Origin of the sequence: Pontibacter toksunensis, assembly GCF_042686245.1 — a bacterium.
In the GTDB taxonomy this organism is placed as follows: Bacteria; Bacteroidota; Bacteroidia; order Cytophagales; family Hymenobacteraceae; genus Pontibacter; species Pontibacter toksunensis.
Map to the genome: position 1 here is coordinate 37,880 of NZ_JBHUOX010000013.1, position 25,351 is coordinate 63,230.

Annotated in this window: 14 protein-coding genes; 9 read left to right on the top strand and 5 right to left on the bottom strand. The window is 49.6% G+C overall.

All coding sequences use genetic code 11. The features are described from left to right. Positions 1-275: 275 nt before the first annotated feature. The 3 genes from ACFS7Z_RS16680 to ACFS7Z_RS16690 all read left to right on the top strand — a co-directional run bounded on the left by ACFS7Z_RS16680 (position 276) and on the right by ACFS7Z_RS16690 (position 5,507). On the top strand, positions 276-1,409 hold the full coding sequence (locus ACFS7Z_RS16680) for a parallel beta-helix domain-containing protein (RefSeq protein ID WP_377486928.1): 1,134 nt from the start codon (positions 276-278) through the stop codon (positions 1,407-1,409). A gap of 466 nt (positions 1,410-1,875) precedes the next feature. Then, positions 1,876-3,090: a sensor histidine kinase gene (locus ACFS7Z_RS16685; RefSeq protein WP_377486931.1), complete on the top strand. Its 1,215-nt coding sequence runs from the start codon at positions 1,876-1,878 to the stop codon at positions 3,088-3,090. Positions 3,091-3,467: 377 nt separating this feature from the next. Next, positions 3,468-5,507 (top strand): PAS domain-containing protein, encoded by a 2,040-nt coding sequence (locus ACFS7Z_RS16690; protein WP_377486934.1) that lies wholly within the window; start codon positions 3,468-3,470, stop codon positions 5,505-5,507. A 236-nt stretch (positions 5,508-5,743) separates the two neighbouring features. Here ACFS7Z_RS16690 and ACFS7Z_RS16695 read toward each other — a convergent pair whose 3' ends face one another. After that, positions 5,744-6,883: a multinuclear nonheme iron-dependent oxidase gene (locus tag ACFS7Z_RS16695; protein ID WP_377486937.1), complete on the bottom strand. Its 1,140-nt coding sequence runs from the start codon at positions 6,881-6,883 to the stop codon at positions 5,744-5,746. Between the two features lie 27 nt (positions 6,884-6,910). After that, positions 6,911-7,072 carry a chryseobasin-related MNIO class RiPP peptide gene (locus tag ACFS7Z_RS16700; RefSeq protein ID WP_377486940.1) on the bottom strand — a complete coding sequence of 54 codons (162 nt, stop codon included), beginning with the start codon at positions 7,070-7,072 and terminating at the stop codon, positions 6,911-6,913. Positions 7,073-7,443: 371 nt separating this feature from the next. Here ACFS7Z_RS16700 and ACFS7Z_RS16705 point away from each other — a divergent pair, with 371 nt between their 5' ends. Then, complete coding sequence (locus tag ACFS7Z_RS16705; RefSeq protein WP_377486943.1) at positions 7,444-7,806, top strand: hypothetical protein; 363 nt, start codon at positions 7,444-7,446, stop codon at positions 7,804-7,806. Positions 7,807-7,939: 133 nt separating this feature from the next. Beyond that, the gene (locus ACFS7Z_RS16710) at positions 7,940-9,103 is read left to right on the top strand and encodes a glycoside hydrolase family 43 protein (protein ID WP_377486946.1); all 1,164 of its coding nucleotides are present in this window, start codon (positions 7,940-7,942) and stop codon (positions 9,101-9,103) included. Positions 9,104-9,367: 264 nt separating this feature from the next. Here ACFS7Z_RS16710 and ACFS7Z_RS16715 read toward each other — a convergent pair whose 3' ends face one another. The 3 genes from ACFS7Z_RS16715 to ACFS7Z_RS16725 form a co-directional block, all read right to left on the bottom strand. Continuing rightward, positions 9,368-11,062, bottom strand: a complete 1,695-nt coding sequence (locus tag ACFS7Z_RS16715) for a helicase associated domain-containing protein (RefSeq protein ID WP_377486949.1) — start codon at positions 11,060-11,062, stop codon at positions 9,368-9,370. Between the two features lie 89 nt (positions 11,063-11,151). Continuing rightward, positions 11,152-11,709: a glycoside hydrolase family 28 protein gene (locus ACFS7Z_RS16720; protein ID WP_377486952.1), complete on the bottom strand. Its 558-nt coding sequence runs from the start codon at positions 11,707-11,709 to the stop codon at positions 11,152-11,154. Between the two features lie 585 nt (positions 11,710-12,294). Next, positions 12,295-15,273, bottom strand: coding sequence for a glycosyl hydrolase 115 family protein (locus ACFS7Z_RS16725; RefSeq protein ID WP_377486955.1), 2,979 nt, complete (start codon positions 15,271-15,273; stop codon positions 12,295-12,297). Positions 15,274-16,596: 1,323 nt separating this feature from the next. On the opposite strand from ACFS7Z_RS16725, the gene ACFS7Z_RS16730 reads away from it, so the two are divergent. The 4 genes from ACFS7Z_RS16730 to ACFS7Z_RS16745 are packed head-to-tail and all read left to right on the top strand — an operon-like array spanning position 16,597 to position 25,290. Beyond that, positions 16,597-18,774, top strand: a complete 2,178-nt coding sequence (locus ACFS7Z_RS16730) for a fasciclin domain-containing protein (RefSeq protein WP_377486958.1) — start codon at positions 16,597-16,599, stop codon at positions 18,772-18,774. A gap of 37 nt (positions 18,775-18,811) precedes the next feature. After that, entirely contained in the window at positions 18,812-22,090 is a 3,279-nt protein-coding gene (locus ACFS7Z_RS16735) for a SusC/RagA family TonB-linked outer membrane protein (RefSeq protein WP_377486961.1), read from the top strand. 33 nt (positions 22,091-22,123) lie between these two features. Beyond that, positions 22,124-23,596, top strand: a complete 1,473-nt coding sequence (locus ACFS7Z_RS16740) for a RagB/SusD family nutrient uptake outer membrane protein (RefSeq protein WP_377486964.1) — start codon at positions 22,124-22,126, stop codon at positions 23,594-23,596. Between the two features lie 17 nt (positions 23,597-23,613). Continuing rightward, positions 23,614-25,290: a fasciclin domain-containing protein gene (locus ACFS7Z_RS16745; protein WP_377486967.1), complete on the top strand. Its 1,677-nt coding sequence runs from the start codon at positions 23,614-23,616 to the stop codon at positions 25,288-25,290. Positions 25,291-25,351 lie beyond the last annotated feature (61 nt).

Consider the following 25,351-nt stretch of genomic DNA (forward strand, 5'->3'; position numbering starts at 1 on the left):
AAATTAAACCTCCAGGATACTCTCAGTTGGCCAGGAGCAATGGGTAAAATTTGTTTCCCTCATATGGGCAGATACCGTTCCTGCCAAAATCCGGCTTTCCACAAATGAAGCCGGAACATGAAGTTCCTTCAGCTAAACCAGCTTATCAGCAGGCTTCAGCAGGTTTCATGGTTTCTCCTGAATAACAGCCCCTGGGGAAGGACTACAGTTTGACTGCCCTTCTGTTTGATTTGCTCATACTCCTTTTCTAAATCCCGTTCTGAAAGCACACTTATATGCAAAAGTCAGTTAAAATTCTGCACCAGGCCCGTCAGCGGCTAACAGGAATAGTTGCAAGCATGGCTCTTTTTTCTCTCTCACTCCTTGTTACCGCCTGCGAGGAAGAATTCTTCTCTGAGCTGGACTGGCTGAGGCCTGACATCATCGTCACCGCCGGAAGCTCTATTCAGGCAGCTGTTGATGCGGCAGCCCCGGGGGATATGATTCTTATCAAGCCTGGGCTTTACAGAGAAGCCATTCTGGTTGATAAGCCAAACATTACATTACGAGGCAGCGGCGGCGTCGTAATCGAGAACCCCGGAGGCAAGGAAGACGGCATTCGTGTAACGGCCAATGGAGATGGATTTGAACTGTACCATGTTACCTTGCGTGACTTTGAAGAAAACGGCGTAATTATGATTCGGGCTGATGACTACGTGCTCAGCCATGTTACAACAGTTAACTGCGGGGAGTACGGCTTGTTTCCGATTGCATCTAGTCATGGTCTTATAGAATATTGCATAGCAAGCGGCCACACCGACAGTGGCATTTACATTGGCCAGTGCGAAGACACAGAGATGTACCACAACAAAACGTTTGAAAACGTGATTGGCCTTGAAATAGAAAACTGCTCTAAAGTAGTGGCAAGCTATAACCAGAGCTATAACAATGCTGCGGGTGTGCTGATAATTTTGCTCCCCGGGTTACGGGTAACTACTTCATCAGACATTCTGTTTACCAAGAACAAGGTGTTTGACAACAACCACGTAAACTTCTCTGAGCCCGGAGGAGGCTTTGAGAACTATGTGCCGAGCGGCTCAGGAGTATTGGTTGTAGGCACTGATAACACGCGGCTAGAGCAAAACAAGGTGATGGGCAACAATTTCCTTGGCATAGCGGTGGTGAGCACAACGTTGTTAGGGGGCCTTGCCGGCATGCCAGACGAAGCCTTCGAAACCATTGAACCAAACCCCGACGGAGTGCGGGTAGTAAACAATGTGGTAAAGAACAATGGTGCCGCTCCGCCAACACTTCCCATACCGGTGCCCGGAGTGGACCTGTTCTGGGACGGATCCGGAGAAGATAACTGCTGGCGGAACAATAATTATGGCTCCAGTTACCCCGCTACTTTACCAATCTGTCCAGACTAGACGGATGTTGTTTGCTGCCATGCATGCTCTTGTAAGGCTGCTGCCTGGCCGGAGAGGGTCGTTCACTTATACCCATTAAAGCAATCCAACTCTTAACTAGGTTTAAGTTACTGATAATTCACGCTGCACCTCCTTAGCACGAGCATAAAGGGCTGTTTGCAGAACATAGATTCATCTTTATGCTAATGCCAACACTGCTGACACTACTATCTACCTGTAAAGCCGCGGCAATACCGAAAACATAATAAAATGGTTTATAGTGAAACATTGTGGCAACGACACCAGCAATGTAACTCAAAGAGAAACAGCCAATTGTAGGATACAATATAACACAATAAAGTTCGAAACTCGGTGTTAAGCTAGCTTAGCAGCTAATGTTTCATTTATTGATATCGATTAACTAAATTAGGCTTACACAAAGAGGTCAGGAAGTTTTGGCTCATCTGCAATGCTTTTACACTCCTAAATGATAGACAAGCAGGACGAGTTATATAAAGATATGATGGCGGTAAGGCAACTCCCGGTTGTTCCTACTATGCTGGAGGTCATATGCCAAATAACCGAAATGAGATTTGCAGCAGTAGCGCGGGTTACACAAGCAAGGTGGCTGGCCTGCAGTGTTCGGGACGAAGTACAGTTCGGCCTGGAAGAGGGCGGTGAACTGAAAGTTGAGACAACCCTTTGCAATGAAATAAGAGACAGTCATAAGCCCATCGTCATAGATGATGTAGATATAGATCCCCTGTACAAACATCATCATACCCCGAAGATATACGGGCTTAAAAGCTATATCTCTGTTCCCATCTTTCTTAAAGACGGCACCTTCTTCGGAACGCTTTGCGCCATCGATGCCAGGCCTGCTAAAGTGAACAACTCAAAGATCATTGGCATGTTTACCATGTTTGCAGATCTGCTGGCCTTTCACTTGCAGAGCCTGGATTTGCTCGAGCGCAGCCACACTGCCAACATTGAACTGCAAAACAAAAACAAAACCCTGTCTAATACCAACTTTGACCTGGACAGCTTTGTTTACATAGCCTCCCATGATCTGAAGGTACCCATTGCCAACATCAAGGGCTTACTTCATGCCCTTTCTGAAACGGTCGCCGAAGAAGATCTGGACAGAGAAGCAGTTAACCAGATAATAGGGATGATGAAGGATTCCCTCAAACGGCTAACCGTAACAGTCAAGGAGCTTTCAGCAGTAGTTAAAATCGAGAAGAACTGTGAGGAAGGAACTACCGAAGAGATAAACATTGCAGAAGTAGTGGAAGATGTCAAACAGGATTTGCACCATCTGCTGCTAGAGTCTGGTGCAGAAATAGAGGTTAACTGCAAGAATGCTCCTAAGCTTAATTTCTTGAAGAAGAATCTCAAAAGCATCCTCTCCAATCTTCTGAGCAACGCCATCAAATATCGCTCCCCTGAACGCCCCCTGAAGGTGATCGTGAAGCTGTATGAATCAGGTGGGAAAGTGCATCTTTCAGTTACAGATAACGGGCTCGGAATTCCCTCTGACAGGCAGGACAAGGTATTCACCATGTTCAAGCGATTCCATGACCATGTAAAGGGAAGCGGCCTGGGCCTGTACATTGTAAAAAGAATGATAGATAAGGCTGGAGGGCGAATTAAGGTGCGGAGTACTTTAAATAAAGGAACAACCATTACCATCACCTTTTAAAGGCCTCGTTCATCTGCAACAGGCTTTTATTAGAATAACCGCAGCATCATTATCAGGCACTGCAGCCCCTGTTTCCAGCTCAAAATCATTATTTCCACCCAGGCTTACCACGCTACGCTTATTAACGCACTTTTCTCAGGTCGCTGCAAGTCAGTAAAGTGCCCTCACCGGGTTATTCCGTTAGGGGCTGAATTGCCTTTCTGACAGTAGAAGCACCGCCGTTTCGTGGCTCAATCTAGCAGCGTTACGTAAAATACTCCTATACCTTCTTTTGTTTATGTGACGTTGCTATGAATACCGTGCAGCTGCCGGCTGACCTAACAGCCGTAAAGCCTTTAATAAAGAGGAGGCTTATATGGCTATCAAGCGTGTCCAGCGTGCTGGTTATAGCTGGGGGGCTTCTGGTGCTGGCAGGTTGGTGGCTGGAGATTGAAGTCATCAAGAGAATTGGAGATGGATATGTGGCCATGAACCCGCTGACCGCCATCTGCTTTATTCTCTGCGGCACGTGCCTTTGGCTGTTGCAGAACCCTTTGCCCGCCCATGTCCGGCTCACCAGGCTGATAGGAGTTACTGTGTTTGCTGCCTGTGCCCTCAAGTTCGTCTCTGTCTTTACCTCCTGGAACTACCCCCTGGATCAACTGCTGTTTGCTGATGAGCTGCGCGAAGAGAACCTTGGCCTCATCAACCAAATGGCACCAAACACAGCTTTTTGCTTTATGCTGGCTTCACTGTCCATCCTGATGATTGATGTGGAGACCGCACGAAAGCAAAGTCCGGCCCAGTTCTTCAGTATAGGAATCACACTGATTGCGCTGCTCTCGCTCTATGGCTACGTGTACGGGGTAAAGTACCTCATTGGCATAGCAGCCTATATACCAATGGCCCTGCATACGGCCCTGGCTTTCCTAGTGCTGGCCCTGGGGTTGCTTTTTGCCCGGCCGGATAAGGGAAGCATGCTCCTGGTATTCTGCGAAGACACAGGCGAACAGCTTTTTTTCCGGATCATGGCCCTGTTGCTCCCACTCCTGTTCGGCTGGATTAAACTGCAGGGAGAATACGCCGGCTACTACTCCGAAGAGTTCGGCACGGCCATGTTTGCCCTGCTCACTTACATGGTTTCCATGCTTCTGCTGGGAAGGAATGCCCTGGAGAGGCACCGCGCCAGAAAGGAAAGGTATCGGGCTGACCTAATCTTCCGTGAGAACGCCCAGAAGCTGCAGTCAATTCTCGACAACACGGCCACACCGGTTTACATCAAGGACACCGCCGGCAGGTTCGAGCTTGTAAACGCGGAGTTCGAGCGGGTTTTCAAGGTTAGGGCAGAAAGTGTAAAGGGCAAAACAGATTCAGAAATATTTCCACGTGAAGTAGCCGCTGCCATTGAGGAGCACGACCGCCAGGTGCTGGAGGAGGGTGAAACGCGGCACATGGAGGAAGTATTTCAGCTGACCCCGGAAGAGAGAACGTACCTCACTGTAAAGTTTCCACTGCGGGACACACAAGGGCGTACCAATGCGCTGTGCAGCATCGCAACAGATATCACAGAACGCAAGAAGGCAGAGGTACGACTGCGTGAGAGCGAGCAAAAGCTGAAGACTATTCTCGCCAGCCTGGGCGAGGGTGTGGTGGTTTCGGATGCCCGCGGCAGATTCACTTACTTCAACGACATTGCGGAGGAAATACTGGGTTTGGGCATGACTGATACGCCCCTTTCAGACTGGTCGTCCACCTACGGTTCTTTCAGGCCGGACGGCAAATCGCTTTACCCACCGGAAGAGCTCCCTTTGGCTAAAGGCTTGAAGGGCGAGGGCACAAATGATGTGGAGCTGTTTGTCCGGAATGCCAATATTCCAGAGGGCAGGCACATCAAAGTAACAGGGCGACCAATATTCGATGATCAGGAAAAAGTGATTGGCAGTGTGGTTGTTTGCCGGGATATTACAAATGAGAAAAACCAGGAAATGCTGATACGGGAAAGTGAGAAACGCCTCAATGCAGTTGTTGCCAGTATAGGCGAGGGCATTGTGGTAGCTGATAGCCAGGGAAACTTCCTCCTGTTCAATAAGAATGCGGAGGAGATCCTGGGTATTGGCGCAGCTGAAATGCCTTTGGCCGCATGGTCAACGCGGTATGGGGTGTTCAGGCCAGACGGAAAAACGGTGTTTCCTTCGGAGGAACTTCCGCTGGCCAAAGCTCTTAAGGGCGAGGCATCGGACGATGTAGAAATGCTGATCCGGAACAGGAAACATCCCAAAGGAAGGTACATCAGCGTTACCGGCCGCCCCATTATAGATAAAAAAGGCAATATAGCCGCAGGCGTGGTAGACTTCCGGGATATAACCGAAATCAAAAGGCTGAAAAAAATACTTGTAAAGTTAAGAGCGAAATACAGAAGAAAGCTGGCTGGAAAGTAAGAGCCAGGGGCTGTTTTAATCTGTTCTAAGGTATACCAGTAGTTTTTTATCTGAATTCCTCCCCACCCGGTATCATGCATTTTCTGGCACAAAAAGAGGTTTCTGCTTTTAGGAACTGCCATGTATCCTGTAAATAAGTCCGCTGTTTCCAATTAAGCAGCAGAGAAAACATACCTGTCCCGCTAATTTCCTCAACGCCCCAGGGGGAGTGGGCTGCTTTGCACTAAAGGACACCATCACCCTTGCCTTTTCCACTTCTGAGCAATGCTCATAGCCGTTTCCAGCATATGCGGCTCCCACTTCTCTACTTTCCAAACCGACTCAGCAAGCGACGAGGAACGAAGCAGGTTGCAGGCTTCCTCGTAAGAGGATGCAGTTTCGAGTATATGCGAGAGCTGCAGCTGTTGGCCGTGGAGCAAATCGTCCTCGATAACCGAGCCTGGCTGAAGCGACTGTAGCGGCAAAAACTGATTTTCGCCCTGCCTGTGGAGGCTGCCCCTGCTTTTTTGCACCAACGCCTCCATTTTCATAAAGTCCTGGCGGAACCGGGCCCTGCTACTTTCGTTCTTCAGGCCGCTTCCCAGTTGCTCCAGCACAACGTATTTAAGGTTGGGGCACTTCGGCAAGGTAAGTTCCAGTAGCTGGAAAACCTCCTCCGGCACAGCGCCATCGTGCGTATCTCTTCTTATCTTTTTGGCCGGTACCAGCGCAGACTCCTCCCAACTACCTCCTGAGATGTGGATTTCCCGCACACGGTGCAGTGGGTACAGCGCGATCAGGCCGTCGTAGGAAATGGAAAAGTTGTGGAGCTGGCAGTAGAGGTTGTGCAGGTCCAGTATGAGGAAGCCATTCACGGGTTCTACCAGCTTTTCCAGGAACTCGCCATGCTGCTTCACCTCATCCAAAGCGTAAGAAAAAGCAAGGTTCTCAAGCCCAACCGGGCACTCGCAGGCGTCATATATGCGGCTTAACCTGTCCTGCCCGATGCGCAGGGTTGTGCTGGTGTACGGAACATGGAGAGGAGCCCCGGAGTGGAAATTCTGGCCAGTGAAAAAGCCAAAATGCTCGGTGATGTGATCGAAGGAATATTGCGAAGACAGCTGTTTCAGCTGTTCCAGCCAGTGCTGCTGTTCCTTCGTCCATTTACCTGAGAGCAGCGAAAAGTAAACGCCATGGCCAATCAGCCTTTTCTGTTGGCTGTAAGCGAGCAGCATCTCAGTGAACCAGTAAGGCACCTGCGCTGTCCAGTAAAGCGTGTCAAAAGACCATTCTATCGCCTCTACCCTTCCTTCTTCCAGCAAAGGGAAAGCCGCCGACAGTATATCGGCATCTAAATTACAGGCAATAGAGGCTAAAATCTCCGGTTCCTCTTTCACAGTGTGCTGTTCTTGTGCGTTCACGGCCTAACCCATGCCACAGGCCGGGCAGTTATCTGGAACCTTTACAACCCCTTTCTCACCGCCCTGCTCCGTCTTAGGCCCGGATAACTCCTCTTTTGTACAACCCACGGTTTGTACCGTAATGCCAACCAGTATGGCTCCGAGTAACGCTTTCGGTAGTTTCATCTTGTTATTTATTATGGGTGCAGTCACAAGTTCTCTTTTCAACTACATGACCCTTGGTACACCATCAAGGGTTGCATGTGTATGGAACATAAGCGCATTAATTTGATCTCCTGTGCACAGGTACCGGTTTGCGCAAAGCTTCAGCTCACTTGCAAGGGAGGAAAGGCATGACATTCAGAGGCTGCAGGAAATTATTTCTTAAACTTTAGAAAACACGCCATGCCAAAGCAGTAAATTAATAAAGGCCTTGTAAGAACGGATACAGGGAAAGCAGGACAGAGGCAAAGGAAATAAAAGGATAACCTGTTCTTCTGCAAACCTATTTCGGGTGCACAGAAGTAAAAGGTAGAGTAAACCATGAAATGATAATAATGAAAACGAACGTTCAGAACACGGACCTCTTTGGAGCTGCCGCTGCTGCTGTCAGCAGCCAGGCAGGTCTTCAAAATTTTCTTGCGTCAAAGAAAGTAGACACAAGCAGGTATGAAGCCGTTGGGGTTGGCTTCTCTGGTGGAAACAACAACCTGTTTTCAGGTTTTATAGTTTGCAAAGACAACCAGAAATCTACCGAGGACAGAGACCACATTCTGAAAGTGTACTTCGAAGAGGAGATATCCAGGGATGAGTTCTTTTCACTGTTCAAACAGTTCGATGTGGTCCTTGCATCGAAGCAAAGTGGGTATGAGATTGCAGAAGTTGACGGGGAACTGGTTTTTTCCAGGAATGATGAGTAAGTTCAGGACACCTTTACCGGTTGCATTTTCTCCTGATTCCGGTATAGAAGCTTGTACGTACTGTCATCAGATTTATCCTAACCACGCAATGGATAGTCAGTGTGGATTTATTTTGAGAAGTATAATTATGACAATGAAAAATACCCTGCTGTTGTTTTTGTTCCTGACCTGTCTGCCTTTGCAATTTTCAATGGCCCAAACAGCCAGGCGTGTCGATACGGCCCAAACCACTTATTCAAACCCGCTGAACGTGCAGTTCGGCGACCCTTACGTGCTGTATACCGGGGATACGTATTATATGTATGGCACAGGCGGCGGAGCGGAAAAGGGATTTGCCGCCTATTCGTCGAAAGACCTGGTGAACTGGAAGAAGGAGGGGCAGGTGTATTTCCACGACAATAAAAACGGCTGGAGCGACCCAAACGCCGGCTGGGGTGGTGCGTACTGGGCGCCTGAGGTGTATGAGGTGAACGGGAAGTTTTATATGTTTTACAGTGCACAGTGGAAGGAAAATCCTGCAAATGAAGAGGAGAACTTTCGCATCGGGGTGGCGGTAGCCGACAAACCCACCGGGCCCTTTATTGACATGGAAAGCAAACCGATATTTGATCCCGGCTATCCTATCATAGATGCCAATGTGTTTTTCGACACTGATGGAAAAGCTTATTTGTATTACTCCCGTGCGGCCTACAAACACCCGGTGGAAAGCCAGGTAGCCGACTGGGCCCGGGAAAAGGGCTGGTTCAAGGAGATTGAGGAAAGCTGGGTGTATGGCGTTAAACTCAAACCTGATTTTTCCGGTGTTATTGGCGAACCTGTTCTGTTGCTGCGGCCGCCTGTGGGCCTTAACGACAAGCAAACTGAATGGGAAAGCCGATCCGTAACAGCGCGCGAGGTGAACCGCCGCTGGACAGAGGGTTCCGTTACGTTCAGGAAAGATAGTACGTATTACATCATGTATTCGTCCAATTACTTCGGTGGCCAGCATTATGCTGTTGGTTATGCCACCTCCAACTCGCCTTTAGGACCTTTCGAAAAAGCAGCTAATAACCCGGTGCTGCAGAAAAACACAGGTAAAGGCGGTACGGTAACAGGCACGGGGCACAACAGCATCACGTACTCACCGGACGGCAAGGAGATGTTTATTGTTTACCACGGAAGGACAACTAAAACAGGAGACGAACGGGTGGTGTTTATTGACCGGATGGAGGTGAAAGACGGAAAAATAAAAGTCTTCGGGCCTACTACCACACCGCAAAAGCTGCCCTCGGGCGTAAGGGCAGATAAGAACAAGTGACGCCCGATTAAGCTGGGTGGTATTGCCACAAACAGCATTGGCTTTTCATGTCATTTCTCCGACTCACGAGCGGAGACTCTGCCATTTCGCAGGCGTGCGTCAGCAACCTGAAGATGCCTGTATAAACTTTTTCAGATAGTATTACAATTTCCCTTTTTGCTTACTGAATCCACCTGCCCCGGCCCGTCATATTCGATTGCCTGATCAGCGGGAAAGCGCTGCCACCCGTACAATTGGCATTCCTGCTATTCTGAAATTGCCACGCTACCTGCTGGTTCTGTTTGCGGCCTTTTCACATGAACACTTGCTGCTCCAGTCAAAATCAATAGCCTCCAGCAGCGCAACACGCTCCGGATCGAGATGTGCCCGTTCACTTCGCATCCTGCTGCACCACTTGCCCAGCTTCAGGTCTTTGCCGCTGCCTGCAGGAACGCGCGTGTGGCCATGTTCCTTTTTGTAATCCACCAGACGTGCATACATGTCCTGCCATGGCAGTGCTGTTCTTCTGCGCAGAGTCCAGTCAAACCCAATGCTGTTCAGCAGCTCTTTCTTCTGAGAGGCCAATGCTGACTTTTCTGATTTCACCCTGTAAACCCATGCCGCCAGTTGCGGATTTGCTTCCCACCGGAAAGGGACACGGGTATGGCCAAACAGTTCCCTGAAATTGAGCAGGGAACGGTACATCTGCATCCAGTACCCATCCTGTACGCTCCAGGGAAACCGGATCGCGTTCAGCCTGTCTATGCGCTCCGGTGATAGTCTGCCCTGGTAGAAAAGTTTCCGCTGCCATCTGGTCCAGCGCTGAAGGGCCAGATCTATCCTGAGGGAGACCTGGCAGGAGCCAGTTTTCTGTTTGTAGACCTTCAGCTTCTCAAGGTTGGCTTCCCACCGTGTATCGTAAGCAGATTTTACCTGACGTTGCGTGTCCCTGGTCCATACAAAACCCAAGGTATCGAGCTTCTTCTTTTTAGCTGGTCCTAGCTTGCCTTTCGCTTCACGGGCCCTTTGCGTGGCAACCCATATCCCGAGGCTTTTGTTCTTGCTGAAGTGGACTGGGACAAAGCTGTGGCCGTACTGCTGGTGGTAAGCATAAAGCTGGGCGTATGCATCATCCCAACGCTTTTGCTTGATGCTCTCGCAGCTCCAGATAAAGTTGATTTGGTCCAGCCGCTTTTCACGGTCGGGCGGCAGTGCGTTGTCCTTTTTGGCGAGTTTTTGCCTTTCGATCCAGCTAACTAGTTTTTCGTACTTGCCCGGTACACTGCAGTGGCCGTGGGCTTTATGGAAGGAAACCAGTTGCTGGAAATAGTGCTCCCACTGAGACGCATATACGTCCTGTATGCTCCAGACAAAGTGCAGTTCATCTAGTTTTCGTTTCCGGTCTTCTTTTAATTTATTGCTGGAGTGCGTCCTTCGCTGCACTGTCACCCAATGCGCAAGTTGCTTGTCCTTGGCCCACTTTTGAGGTACACGGCTATGCCCGAAAGTGAGGTAGAAGTCCTTTAGCTTCCAATACATCTGCTCCCACCGATGCTCTCTGCTGATAGGCATATCCCAGTCGACGCGCAGGCTGTCCAGCTTCCGGAATTGGTCATCTGAGAGGAGGCTTCTGCCAATGATCTGCCTCACCAGCCAGTCTTTCAGGTCTTCATGCTGCTGGTCGGGGGGCAGGCACGTGTGACCGTTGCGTTCCGCAAACCAAGCTAACTGCCTGTACATGGTGGCCCAGGAGAAATCCTTCTCATCAAAGTCGAACCGAAGCGCTGCCAGCTCCGTTTTCAGCTCACACGGCAGCATGTGCCTGATGCGTCGCTGGATGCTTATCCACTGCGCCAGCTGCTCGTCGACATTGGCCGCTACCGGTTTACCCTGCCTGCAAAGCGCTCTCAGCTTCTGGTAATTCAGGCTCCAGGAATTCAGAAAGTTCTCGTCAAACAGCTTCTTCTCTAAACGTGCCATGTCTTTTGTTTCTCCTGCTTTTATGATGTAGGGGTTCTGTTTGTTTCGTTAGCTGGCATAGCTTCATTCATTGCCATCGCGGAAGTTATTCATGTTCTCGTGTATGTGCTGCTTGCCTGGGGCCTGGGACGTGCAAACCATATCCTCCAGGTATCCATTCTTGCTTTCAGCTCACCCTCTCCTGTAATGGCGATGTTCTTACACTCGTAAACATAAATCAGTGGGGAGTAATTATAGCATTCCATCCCCTCCCAAGTAGTATGAACAGCCGGCAGGTAATCAGCAGGATTATCGGAGAAAAGAAGCACAGCTCCTTTGTTCAGGTGCAGGTTCACGTTGCTTTTCAGGTGGATTTTTCCGGTGAGCCACTCTCCTTCAGGGATAATGACGATGCCACCCCCTATTTCATTCGCCTTGTCGATTGCCCTGGCAATAGCCCTGGTTACTTTTTCCTTATCCCCGGGAACGGCTCCAAAATCAGTGATAGGCAATTTGCTGCACTTGCTAAAATCCGGAACGCTGATACCGAGCATGTTGAAAGGAGCCGCTACCTTTATCTCGTGAAGGGTAACTTTACTCTTGTCTTTTTGGAAGGAGAAGAAAATAAAAGAAAAGAGGAGCAGCAGGCAAAGCATCGGGGGTTTCATGATTTTGGGTTTTCTACTGGTGATACAAAAAGGGAAACTGCACCTGCTGTTTCTTAAAAAAGAGAAACCGGATAAGTCAAGATACTATGTGTTGGCAACTACCCTATCCTGCCCTTACCTGCTCCACAGCCTTCGCCCTTACATAGGAACCTGCCCGGCAACTGGCACGCCCATGGCACCCCGTATACCTGGTAGTCCGCTAGGCGCTCTGCGTTGTTCACCGATAGGGCTACCGGTATCCTGCTCACCATGTTACCTCGAGCAGGTTCTCCTTTCCATTGTCCAACTTATCGCTGATGTTATACCTAGACTCATAACATGCGCCTGGCAGCCACTCTTGCGGCCACCTGTTACATAAAGTTCCCTGGTAATTCCTGCCATAGTGCTTGCCGGGACTGACTATGTTCCGGCTACCTGAGATGGTTTTTTCTGGATAGGATGTTCTTTGTCTCTTCTCTTCCTGCTGGATAAGAAGACGGTGCTGCAGTGAAGTTTACAGCAACCAGCCTGTTATCTTTCTTCATAACTTAGTTACCCGCCATAAAAGGCTACTGCCGCATCATCCACACAAAGCCCTGATACTGCTTAATGCAAAACACCAGCGCGCTTTCTGGATTCCGGTATGGGAGAGTACGCCTGCTTCAGTCCTCCCAGGTCAATGATAATGTTGTCGAGTATTACGCCGGGGTCGATCAGATAAATCTTCAGTGTGTGCCTGCCCTTGCTGAGATGCTGATATTTCACCTGTCGCTCCGCCCTGTTTTTCAGGACGTTTTTCTTCCATTCTTCGCTTCTGCCAAAGGTTTGGAAGTCCACCACTTCTATCGGTCCGTCATCGATAGACACCCCATAGCGCATGCCGTGCTCGCTTGTAACCGGGTGCGTGGGAAGTGTGGAAACAGTGACAGTAGGTGCCGCCGCTGTAAAGGTGTAAAAGTCATACGCTACAAAAGGCAAGTCCTCTCCTACGATTTCAGCTTCCTCCACTGGTTTTACCTCCAGCGGAAGCGCCACCAGTGACTTTCCGGTATGACCGAGATCTTCTGCCAGGCGCCACCCTTTGGTCTGTTTGTCTGTTTTGCGACTATAGTTTTCTGCAAAGATGGAGACGTAGCCGTTGCTTTCCATGAACCCTCCATAAGCAGCAAGCGCTGGTTCGGCGGGGTTTCGTGCGCCTACCTCTATCCTGTGCGTTTTGCCTGCTCCTTTTAAAGTGATGTGGCCGGTTAATTCTACTCGTTTGGGTGCTTTGCTCCAGTCGATGCTAACCCAGATTCGCTGCTCTTTCTGCCCCATATCACTGTTCAGCTTCCCCCTTTCCTCCGAGAGCTTTATCCATTTATCAGAGGCTGCAGCCTTCCAGGAGACTGTCTGGTTACCGGTCAGGAACAGGTCAATAAAATACGCCTGGCTGCCCCATTTACTAAAGGTAGGAAGTGCCGGTTGCTGCCCCGCGACTAGAGAAGAATCTGCCGTCACGAACCCTTCTGGTGCCACGCTCCATACACCGGAGCCTATGTTGTTTAACTCCGGCAGCACCGGTTCTTTGTACACTGGCAGGTTCCGAGGTTCCATGGACATCATGCCGTTCCATTTGCCATTTGCCAGCTGGGTGTTATAGTAATTTGTTTCCGTTATAATACCGTCATAGGCCTGGCGGGAGAGTTGGGCATAGTCGCTGGCGCTTTCCCGGTTTTGCCTTGCATACAAATAGCTTTTGTCCCGGTAGAGAAATTTCTTGTTCATGAGCGAGGCTCCCACCACCGGGTAATACACCAGCTGGTAAAAGGCATCCGCATCTGCCGCACTTACCTGGCTGCGCAATTTCTTCACCTGCTCTTCCAGGGCATCGTAGCGGTCTATCCTTCTTTGTGCCTCGTCTCCATAGTAGAAATGATTGTACTCCGTCAGCTTGGTTTGTGTGGTGGGCTCAGTCCGGCTCCAGCCCATAAACTCCGGCCTCCGCTCAAAAGCCAGATCGTAATACGCCCACATCAGTTTACTTATAGAAGCTGCTTTTTCTTCACCGAATATTTCTTCCACCCACTGCTGCAGGTGCTTTTTTACCGAGCCGCTTTCCTGAAAAGCAGCAGCATTATAGGCCATGTCCAGGAACAGCTCGATGTTATACTCTAGCGGTTTTATATCCCCCACATTCAGCACCCACAGTTGGTCTGCCTTCATGTGGTAGGCTTTCATCATCTCCTCCCATATCAGGGAAGGGTGCGTGGAGCTGAGCCAGAGGTAATCGTGGGGGCGCCCCCAGTAGGAGGCATGGTAATACACGCCCGAACCACCCGGGCGCAGCTGCTCCTGCGGGTTGCTTAGCCGGTGGATGTAGCCGTAGTTATCGTCGGGCCACACAATGGTGATGTCCTCCGGGAGTTTCAGGCCCTGGTCATAAATATCCAGCACCTCTTTGTAAGCTGTGAATGCCTGCGGGATGGCCGCTACATTTTGGTTTACATGCTTTTGCAGCATCTCCCGCTGGTCTGCTATAATCTTCTTCAGCATGGCCGCTGCCTCTGCTGTGTTTTTTGCGCCTTTCATGTCGCTGTCATGCACGCCCCGCATGCCCACCGTGTATATAGCCTCCAGGTCATGAGCTTCTTTCACCCGCTTCTGCCAGTAATCAGAAACAGTTTTTTTATTGTTGAAGTAGTCGAAGGAACCCATCGTTTTCTCATCCCATTCATCTACGTTGTTACGCAGCATCGGCTCGGCATGCGATGTGCCCACCAGGATGGCATGGGCATCGGCCACCTCTGGGTTTCCGGGGTAGTGGAAAAAGGCTTTGGTGCTCGGGTGCATGGCCGGCCAGATCAGGTTGCCCTTCAGGCGCAGCAGCAGTTCAAAGATCCGGGCATAGGTGTTGGGGCCGATGTCTTTGATGTCGGTATCCATGTTCTGGGCCGCCCACGGCTGCAGGCCCCAGTCTTCGTCGTTGAGGAAAATGCCCCGGTACTTCACCGACGGAGGCCCCTGTACCAGCGCCCCTGCGGAAACAAAGAGGTTTTCCTGGTGACGTGGCTTCACGTCTGCCCACCAGTACCAGGGCGACACGCCCAGCCGCCGCGAGAGTTCGAACACACCAAACGCAGTCCCCCTACGGTCGCTCCCGGCAATTACCAGGGCTCTTTTTACGTTATCAGAGGGGTTTTCCACCACCGTAATGCTGTAGCTCTCCCATTTCCCGCCGATGTCACTGACAGGGAGCTTCTGGCTTTTAACCAGTTGGTCTATTAAGGCAGACTGTCCCACCGTGCCGATAATGACCGGGTAGCCGGAGATTTCCTTCCAGTTCCCGCTGCTTCTGACTGCTGTCTCGATACCAGTAACACTTTCTATGTCCTGAAGTAAAGCCTCCGTCGCAATGCGCACTACCTTTGCATCCTGGTCATCGATAAAAACGGGTGCCGCTTTTTTTGCCTGAACGAGAGGGAAAGCGCCAGGCGTGGCATCAGCAGAGATGCTGATACTACTTTTTGAGGAATCCTGCGCCAGAAGCCTGGCACTTGCCAGACAAAGAACAAAGACAACAATAAAAGCTATGTTTCCTTTCATCAGGGGGTGGCTATAGAACTCAAGATTTAAAGTAATGCTCGCTGCATTTATAGTTGGGAAAGTAGTTTAACAAGCCAGGCTGCTGCTATAGCCTTCATACTTGCGGTTTGTTGACACCTTTCTACCTATTTGTCTTGACAACATAGAAAACAGTGAATCAAGAAAGGATTTTTGCTGTACGTAGCTACTAACGAAGACAACACCTCTGTTCGCTGCCATTTCTCATCTTAATCAATGCGTTCGCCATCGGTGCTCCCGGTAATTCTTCCCCAATAGCCATTCTGGTTTGTCACTCCTGACAAATAAGCAAGATGTGACAGTGTAATAACTAAGTTACAATTTAGAATGCACATTAAAACTTAATGTCCTGCACTATCCTGCTCCTTACCTCAGTACTGCCACCATAAATTGGTGCTAAAAGTCTTGTTGATACAGATCAGCATATCACCGGGAGAGTGCATGCAACGCAGTAAGGAAAACCCTGCAACGGTTCGCCGGTTTGATAACCCTATCAGTTCATTTCAGAGGAATGTCGCTCGGTTAAGAGGTAACTTTAGTTGCAAAGCTATAGGAGAAGCAGGTTACAACAGGATACCTTATAAGTAATCACTCCCTATATTTATTAAAACATATTTATATAAAGCATCAAGTATAGATGTTATACTCAAACCTTTAATGTGTAGCGAATGGGGAAAATTTACATCTCAATCTAAAACATGCCAGCTCAAGACATGCCAGTATGATAAATGACAGAGTACTTATCAAGAGTAACCCTACTATAGTAAGTATAGCGGCCATTTTTCATTGCTGTCTCAGCCTATCGTGTTTCCATATCTTAATGTTATCATTCTTTAAGGCTTTTCCTTGAGATATGCATTATCAATCAGGTGGTTTGCAGGCAAGGAATCACACATAAATTACGCTTGAAAGGGTAGTTTATTTTCTTTTTTAGCTACAGCTGGCGGAGGTATAAAGTTACTCCCCTGCCAGCTGTTCCGTAGCTAGTTGCGCATTATAATATTTAATATATCTATATTATATATAACAGCTTATAAGGTAAAATGCTATTCCTGTTGAGCACCTACAGCACCTAATGTCGATTAGCAACAACTGGCAGCTGTCTATGCAGTTTCAAAGCGGATGGTAAATCCCATTAATGCAATTTTCATAATCAGTACAAAAGTTAGCTATGAAAGACTGGCCTGTGTTCTTTTTAGAAAATAGCACATTACCAGGTATTTACACCAGGTAGTCAGCTTCAGATCACCATGGCTTTATAAAATATATTATAAATCAGAGATAGAGTAATATACCATTATATTTATGAGAAAACCTGCAAAAGTTTTACTGTATTATTTGTCGCTGTTGGTGTTACTGACTAACTGCCGGGATAAAACATTTGATGAATTCTATGCCAGGCCGGAAAACCTGGGTGCCCCTATTTACCAACAACTGGAGGCAAGGGGAAACTTTAAGAATTTTCTGGCATGCGTTGAAAAAGCTGGTTACAAGCACACGCTCAGCAGTTCGGGTTACTGGACGATTTTCGCTCCTACCGATGAGGCTTTTGCGGCTTTCTTTCAGGAGCAAAACCTGGGTGGCATCAATGATGTGGATGAGGAGACGGCCCGGAGAATTGTAACCTATGCCCTGGTATACAATGCCTTCAATAAGGAATACCTATCAGATTTCCAGTCCTCAATAGGCTGGGTGGAGAATGAGGCTTTTAGACGACGCTCAGCTTACTACACCGGGCCTTACAAGGCAAATTTTGGAGAGGGGGAGGTGCGGGTGCTGGCTAACAACCGGAACGGGAACACCTATTTCCCGGAAGACAACAATAATAAATACATTCCTTACTTCATAGACCGGTACTTCTCAGGAAAGGGGCTTTCTGCTCTTGACTACACGACCTTCTACCCCAACGTGCCTTTCACGGGTTTTAACGTAGCAGGAGCTGCTGTGGTAGGTAACGACCACAGCGTCAGAGCTGAGAACGGCCTTATCCACATTATTGACAAGGTTCTTCTGCCTTTGCCTAACATAGATGAGTACCTGCGTTCACAGCCTCAGTACTCCAGGTTCAGAGGACTGCTGGAAAAGTATGGGGCAACCTATACCGTAAATGCGCAGGCTACTGAAAAATGGAATAAAATTCAGGGAACGACGGGCGATGTTTACCTTAAGACTTTTGCCAGTGCCCTAGCGTTTAACCCCGGGAATGAAAATTTCCTGAAGCTGATGGACAACGACGGGCAAACCGACAGCTGGTCGATGTTCGTCCCGACGAACGAGGTGCTTCAAAGTTACATCGATAATGTGTTGCTGGAGCACTATGAGTCGCTGGACGATATGAACCCGCAGATCATCTTTGACTTTCTGAATGCCCACATGTGGCAGACAACTGTATGGCCAAGCAAGTTTAACACAACCGCTAACTATGTGGGTGAGCCTGCCCGGTTCGACCTTGCTACTGACATCGTGGACCCCAAGGTGCTCAGCAACGGGATGTTTTATGGAGCTAACAAGGTGCAGGAGTCAGATGCTTTCCATAGTGTATTTGGCAAAGTATACCTCGACCCCAAGTTCTCTCTCATGAGCCGCTTTCTGCAGCGGGAACTTAGAAGCGCAGTATCTAACCCTAATGTCAGCTTTACCATGTTTCTGCTGTCTGATGAAGTGCTGGCAGAGGCAGGTTATTCCTTTGATGAACAGGCAAACTCCTGGATGTACAACGGCTCAACCAACTTTGCAGTAACCCGCTTAGACCGGCTCATGAGCTCTCACATTGCCATTACCCTGAACGGGGAACTGGACGATCTGAGCGGCGAAGGCATCATTGATACCTACAGCGGAGAGCTTATCAAGTTCAAAGACAACATGGTATACGCTGCTGGTAACCTGGAGCCGGATCCGCAGACAGCCCTGGCTGAAAACAACCTCCCGAAGGTAACCGCCAGAAAGGAAGCATCGAATGGGGTGGTGTACTACCTGGACAAACCGCTTCTTTCTCCTGAGCTGGCTATAGGTCTCCACATGAAAGAGTACCCGCAGTTCAGCGCTTTCTTTAACTACCTGGAGAACGCGTCTATCTATGATAAGAAAACCGGTGAAATCACCAGTGTTTCGAATGGGGCATTCTATACTTACTTTATCCCGTCCAACGAGGCAATGGAGCAGGCTGTTGCCGACGGGGTGTTGCCAGCCGACCCTGCTACTACCGTTCTGGCGGAGAAACAAAAGATCGAGAGCTTCCTTCTGTACCATATCCTCAACCGCTTTGCTCTTATTGCCAACGGCAGAGAGGAAGGCCGCCTTGAATCTGTGTACAAAACCCCACAGGGTGATGTGACAACCTTATCAGTTGCGAATATGCCCAACCAGCTGACAGTTACTGATATGAAGGGAAGAACAGCCCATGTGGTGAATGAGAACAGCAATGTAATTGCCAACAGAAGCGTGCTGCACCAGATCGACAACTACCTGCAACATGCTGAATAGAATGATTGAATTGTAACAGACTCATTAGGTTATACATATGAAAAATATCAGTACAATTATTTTCCGTGTCCTTTTAAGCATGGTAATGCTGCTGAGTGGCACAGCCTGGACCCAGACGCCGGGGGGCCTTCTCGTGAGGGGCACTGTGACGGATAGAACTACCGGAGAGCCCCTCATCGGTGTGTCAGTTATGGAAATAGACAGCGACCAGCGGGTAGTATCAGGCGTAAGCTCTGATTTGAGCGGAAACTTTGCACTCAGAATCACCAACCCCAAGAACCGCATCAGAGCTTCCTATATCGGCTTCCAGACCTTTACACAGCCCATCGGCAGCAACACCGAGATGAATATAAAGCTGCAGGCTGATAACAGAACACTGGGAGAAGTGGAAATTGTGGCCGAGGAGACCACGAATACAGGTATGCTGGATGTTGCGGAACGGAACCTGACAACGGCTGTCTCCCGCTTCGACGCACGTGAACTGGCTGAGGTGCAGGCCACTTCCATTGACCAGGCACTGCAGGGCCGTCTGGCTGGGGTAGACATCGTGGCCAACTCCGGTGATCCGGGCTCCGGAATGGCTATCCGCATCCGGGGTACCTCATCTATCAACCAGGGGTCAGATCCGCTGGTGGTGGTAGACGGCATGCCATACGATATCACCATTTCCGACGACTTTAACTTCGCCACCGCCGATGAGCAGGGCTACGCCCAGTTGCTCAACATTGCTCCCTCCGATATAAAAGATATCTCCGTGCTGAAGGATGCGGCTGCCACTGCCATGTGGGGTCCCCGGGCCTCTAACGGGGTGTTGGTCATCAACACCAAGCGCGGAGCAAAAGGAAAGCCAAGAGTAACCTATACCTTCAAAGGTGTTATCAGCAAGCAGCCGGATGCCATCCCGATGCTTACCGGAGATCAATACTCCATGCTGATTCCGGAGGGGTACATGAACCGCAATGGCGTTCCTTTGAATACGAACTTTGTGAAGGAGTTTCAGTATGACCCATACGATCCCTACTGGTTCTACAACTATAGCAACAACACGAACTGGATAGACGAGATTACCCGTACCGGCTACTTGCACGACCATAACGTATCGGTGCAGGGTGGAGGCGAAAGGGCCACCTATTTTGCCTCACTTGGCTACAACAACCAAATCGGTACCACCATCGGCTCCGACCTGGACCGTATCAACGCCAGGATCAACCTGGACTACAAGGTGTCTGACCGGATTCGCTTCCGGACTGACTTGGCCTATACGCATGTGAATAACAACATGAACTATGCGCCGGATCTTCGGTCAGTGGCCTACACCAAGATGCCGAACATGGCAGTTTACGAATACGACGAAAACGGTGTAATGTCGCCTAACTTCTTTTCGCCGTTCCGAAACATCCAGGGTATTTTCAGTCCCAATGGCAGGCGCGACAGATTCGGGACCTACAACCCGCTGGCGATGGCCATGGCAGGGAAAAGCAGAAACGTGGGAGACCGAATCCGCCCGACGTTCAATATACAGTACGACCTGATCCCATCACGCTTACTAACCACGTTTGACGTAGCCTTTGACATCAATAACAGCAAAACTACCCGCTTTCTGCCGCAGAATGCAACTGGTCTGCCTGCCGATAATACCAACGTAAACCGGGCTGATGATATTGACAATGACCGGTTTAACGTGCAGACAAAGACGAATGTCATCTATACACCTGACTTAGGGCCCAACCACAACCTTCAGGCCTTGTTGTCGCTGCAGACATATGACGATCGGAATGTATCCTACGCTGTCACTACTGCCAACTCAGCCTCTATTTACTTCCAGGACCCGTCTATTCCGGCTCGCATCCAAAACCCGGACCTGCGCCTTGCCTCCGGTACAGCCCAGAACAGAAGCGTGGGAGCCGTTGTAAACGCTCAATACTCCCTTTTCGATAAATACATTATCAATGCGGGCCTGCGTGCAGACGGAAACTCTAAGTTTAATGAGAACAACCGTTACGGAATCTTCCCCTCCATCTCAGGCCGCTGGCGTGTATCAGGTGAGAAGTTCCTGGAGAATATTACCCAGGTGAATGACCTGAGCTTGCGTGCCAGTTATGGTTCCACCGGTAACCCGCCAAGAGACAGTTACGCCCACTTTGCCCAATACCGTAGCTTCGACTGGAATTACATGGGCATAGCCGGTGTATACCCGGTGAACCTGGAGCTGCGCGACCTGAAATGGGAGACCGTGGTTCAGTCAAATTACGGGCTAAACATCCGCGCCTTCGACAACCGCCTGGAAGTAGACGCTGAAGTCTATAAGAAGCGGACGAAGGATATGTTCTTCCCCGGCCTGGACATCTCCTCTATCTCCGGTTTCAACGAAGTGGACATGAATGTGGGGGTGATGGATAACGACGGTTGGGAGCTGATGATTGGCATTACGCCGATCAGGAGACAGGACCTGACCGTGCGGCTGGACTTCAACATTGCCCGAAACATCAACATCATCCGCGAAATCTCTGAGTACTACCCACGGGAAAGAGGCAATATCGCCCAGAACGGGCAGTATAAAGTCTTTATGCAGGAAGGCAACCCGTTTGGTTCCTTCTATGGCTTCCGCTACAAGGGCGTTTATAAAGACGGTGAGTCTACCATTGCCAGGGACAAGAACGGGGAGGCAATTTCAGATGCAAACGGAAACCCGATCCAGATGCGCTTTAACTACCCCATGTTCGATTACCTCTTCCAGCCGGGCGATGCCATTTACGAAGACATCAACCATGACGGCAACATCAACCACATGGACGTGGTGTACCTGGGCAACGCAAACCCAAAGCTGACCGGCGGTTTCGGGCCGAACATTACCTGGAAGAACTTCCGGGTGAACGTATTCTTCAACTACCGCTACGGTTACCAGATAATCAACCAGACCAGGATCAACACTGAGAACATGTCTGGCTACAACAACCAGAGCACGGCTGTGCTGAGAAGATGGCGCTATGAGGGCGACGAAACGGACATACCGAGAGCGGTGATTGGTCCAAACTTTAACTCCCTGGGCTCAGACCGCTTTGTAGAAGACGGCTCTTTTATCCGCATCAGGTACATCACACTACGCTACAATCTTCCGATTAGCCTGGCTGAAAGACTTAAGATGCAGGAGCTTTCCCTGTTCACTACCCTGGAGAACCTGTATACTTTCACCGACTACAGAGGGCAGGATCCAGAGGTTTCCTATCGTGGCAACGACCCTTTCCGGGTGGGATACGACGATTCGATGACACCACCTGTGCAGGGATTCACGCTGGGCCTGAACGCGAGGTTCTAAAAGTAATTGTACATCATTTTAACTTGTTCAGACATGTTTAAAAGCAAAATATTCAAAGTTGCGCTGGTAGCTATTATGTTTTTCACCAGCTCCTGCGACAAATGGTTATACTTGGAGCCTGAGGATGCAATTGTTAGCCAGCAATTCTGGAAAACAAAAGAGCAGGCAGAAGCAGCCCTCTTCGGGTGCTATGCCTCCTTACTGGACCCTGATTTAGGCTACCAGATGTTTGTTTGGGGTGAGTTACGGGCAGACATGATCATGCCCAACCCTACAGCCTCGCCCGATGAGCTTGAGATTGTGAACGGCAACATTCTGGCCACGAATAACATCTCCGACTGGAGTTCATTTTACAGAACCATCAACTTCTGCAACACTCTAATTGAATATGCCCCACTGGTGCAGGAGCATGACCCGACATTCAAGACAGAGACACTGAATACTTATGTCGCGGAAGCAAAGGCTATCCGCAGCCTCATGTACTTTTATCTGGTGCGTACCTTTAGTGAGGTACCCTTAAAGCTGACCGCAACAGTAAGCGATGACCAGGAGTTCACCCTGCCGAAATCACCTGAAAGCGAAGTGCTGCAGCAGATTATCAAAGACCTGGAGGAAGCAGAGGTTCATGCAGTGAGCAGCTACGGAAACAACATGCATAACAAAGGCCGCTTTACTAAAGCAGGCATCAATGCCCTGCTGGCAGATGTGTATTTGTGGAGTGAAAAATACGAAGAGACTGTCGCTGCGGCAAACAAAGTCATCGCATCGGGCCAGTATGGCCTGGTGGCTGGAGACGACTCCTGGTACAGCACCGTGTTTGGAACCGGAAACTCCAGCGAATCTATTTTTGAGCTTCAGTACGGTGCACAGCGCCACCCTTACTTCACCATCATCCAGAACCAGCGCCGCTTCAGTGCCGCCCCCCATGTGCTGGAAGAGCTTTATACCATTGATTACATAGACCCGGAACAGTATGATATCAGAGCCGAAGGGGCTTCCCTCAGGGCTGACGGCCGGATATGGAAATACTTGGGTGAGAGTGCGAATATTGCCAGGAGTGATGTGGCCCCATACCCGAACTGGGTAGTGTACCGCTACGCGGATGTACTGCTGATGAAGGCAGAAGCCCTAGCTCAGCTAGGCCAGGGACAGGAGGCGCTTGACATTGTGAAGATGATACGCGACAGAGCCAGGGCACTGCCTGCTACCGAAGTTGGGGTAGAGCCTGATGATGTGAACGGACTGACGGATTATATTCTGGAAGAGCGTGCACGCGAGTTTGCCTTTGAGGGGAAACGCTGGTTTGATGTGCTTCGCAACAGCCGGCGCAACAACTACGAGCGCATGGATATTCTCCTGAACATGGTAATGCGGAGTGCTCCCGCTGATCGCCAGCAAAGCATCATCAACAAGTACAGAGACAAGATGAGCCATTACCTGCCAATTTTCCTGTTTGAGTTGCAGACAAACAAAAACCTGGAGCAGAATCCTTTCTACGCGAAATAAATTTAAATACGAGTTACATGAAAATAGCTATCCTCAACCACAAAAAAATGGTAGCACGGCTCCTCGGGGTGTTCGTGTTGTTGAGTGTCCTTATCGGTGGTTGCAAAGACCCTGACCTGGTCATAACAACGACTGATGATGTGAACATAACCGGTTACCTGGAGCGGTTTCCGGATGAGTACTCTGAGTTCCGTAAAATCCTGGACCTGACAGGGAATGCCAGCTTCCTGGCCGCCTACGGCACATACACTATTTTTGTGCCTACCAATACCGCCGTGAAGCAATACTTAGATGATAAAGGCAAGGCCTCAGTAGACCAGGTGGATATGGACGAGTTGAAGGCGCTTGTACGTTTTCACCTGATCCAGGATACCGTTTCTTCCAACTCGTTTACAGACGGGAAGATTCTCCAGCCGACCATGTACGGCCAATACCTGACCACCGGGGCTACCAATGTAAACGGCGATTCATACATCACTATCAATAAGCAGGCCCGGGTGTTGAAGAGCAACATCAGGCTTGGCAACGGGGTGATGCACGTGATTGATAAAGTGATGGAGCCCGCCAAGCTAACGCTGGCGCAGCTGCTGGAAGCCAACACTTCCTTTTCAATCTTCACGCAGGCTGCAAAAGCAACCGGTTTTTACGATACATTGAACATAGCGGCATCGGCCAGCAAAAAGGAAAACCGCAAGTGGTTTACAGTAATCGCAGAGTCCGATGAAGTGCTGCGGGAAGCGGGTTATAATTCCTTTGAGGAGTTGAAAGCCGATCTGTCCCATACAGGCGATCCAAAGAACACGGAAGACAGCCTTTACCTGTACATGGCGTACCACATTTTGCCAAGCGACAAATACATGGTGGACCTTATTACATCTCCGTCTCACACCACGCTGGCTCCCCTTGAGGTGATTACAACACGAACTGATGGCTCTGCGCTGCTGCTGAATGCTGACCTGATAAATGGCGTACAGGAAGAAGGTGCTGAGGTGATACGCGAGAAAAGTGATTTCTCTGCCACCAACGGAGTGCTGCATGCCGCCGCAGATCATTTCAAGATAAAAATGCGCACGCCTATACCAATCTACTGGGAAGTGACGGATCAGCCTGAGTTACGAAGAATGGTAACCATCTTCCGAAAGCTACCAGGTACCAGCACATCGATTGCACCGGGAACCCTCAGTGACATCAGTTGGCCTTCAGGCTCCATCAACTACGTAACCGGTGGCGACCCACATACCTTCAACGACTACTTCTCGCTCAACCTACGTCCGGCAGTTGTTCCTTACATTGATTTTACCACTCCCCTGCTTGTAAAAGGCAAATACAAGGTATGGGTGTGCTACCGCCGTGTGAACGCCAACGACATCCAGGCTTTCTTCAACGGAGAACCATTGCCGCGCTTGTTCGGCCTGAACCCAACTCCTGGCTATCCGAGCGGGGTAACCCCGGAAGAAGCCGAAGCCTTAGGATGGAAAATGTACACGGAGCCGACTGACAACAGGTACGTGGGAAGAATGATAGGCATTATCGAGGTAAAAACCACTGACCGTCATAACCTCAGGTTCCTGGGCCTTACCAACAGGGGTGGTAGCACCGGTAATGCCTTCCGTTTAGATATGATTCATTTTATTCCGATTGATGCGAACCAGATATCACCCCGGTTTACTCCGGAAGGAGTTCCTGTTTATTAACCCTGAAAGTATTTGCCCGGCCTCTAAAGCAGGAATGGCAAATGAACAGCTCCGGCAGGCG

Bases quoted from the DNA above. Each gene is read 5' to 3' on its own strand.
- ACFS7Z_RS16680 (WP_377486928.1), top strand. From the start codon at position 276: ATGCAAAAGTCAGTTAAAATTCTGCACCAGGCCCGTCAGCGGCTAACA.
- ACFS7Z_RS16685 (WP_377486931.1), top strand. From the start codon at position 1,876: ATGATAGACAAGCAGGACGAGTTATATAAAGATATGATGGCGGTAAGG.
- ACFS7Z_RS16700 (WP_377486940.1), bottom strand. From the start codon at position 7,072: ATGAAACTACCGAAAGCGTTACTCGGAGCCATACTGGTTGGCATTACG.
- ACFS7Z_RS16705 (WP_377486943.1), top strand. From the start codon at position 7,444: ATGAAAACGAACGTTCAGAACACGGACCTCTTTGGAGCTGCCGCTGCT.
- ACFS7Z_RS16710 (WP_377486946.1), top strand. From the start codon at position 7,940: ATGAAAAATACCCTGCTGTTGTTTTTGTTCCTGACCTGTCTGCCTTTG.
- ACFS7Z_RS16715 (WP_377486949.1), bottom strand. From the start codon at position 11,062: ATGGCACGTTTAGAGAAGAAGCTGTTTGACGAGAACTTTCTGAATTCC.
- ACFS7Z_RS16720 (WP_377486952.1), bottom strand. From the start codon at position 11,709: ATGAAACCCCCGATGCTTTGCCTGCTGCTCCTCTTTTCTTTTATTTTC.
- ACFS7Z_RS16725 (WP_377486955.1), bottom strand. From the start codon at position 15,273: ATGAAAGGAAACATAGCTTTTATTGTTGTCTTTGTTCTTTGTCTGGCA.
- ACFS7Z_RS16730 (WP_377486958.1), top strand. From the start codon at position 16,597: ATGAGAAAACCTGCAAAAGTTTTACTGTATTATTTGTCGCTGTTGGTG.
- ACFS7Z_RS16735 (WP_377486961.1), top strand. From the start codon at position 18,812: ATGAAAAATATCAGTACAATTATTTTCCGTGTCCTTTTAAGCATGGTA.
- ACFS7Z_RS16740 (WP_377486964.1), top strand. From the start codon at position 22,124: ATGTTTAAAAGCAAAATATTCAAAGTTGCGCTGGTAGCTATTATGTTT.
- ACFS7Z_RS16745 (WP_377486967.1), top strand. From the start codon at position 23,614: ATGAAAATAGCTATCCTCAACCACAAAAAAATGGTAGCACGGCTCCTC.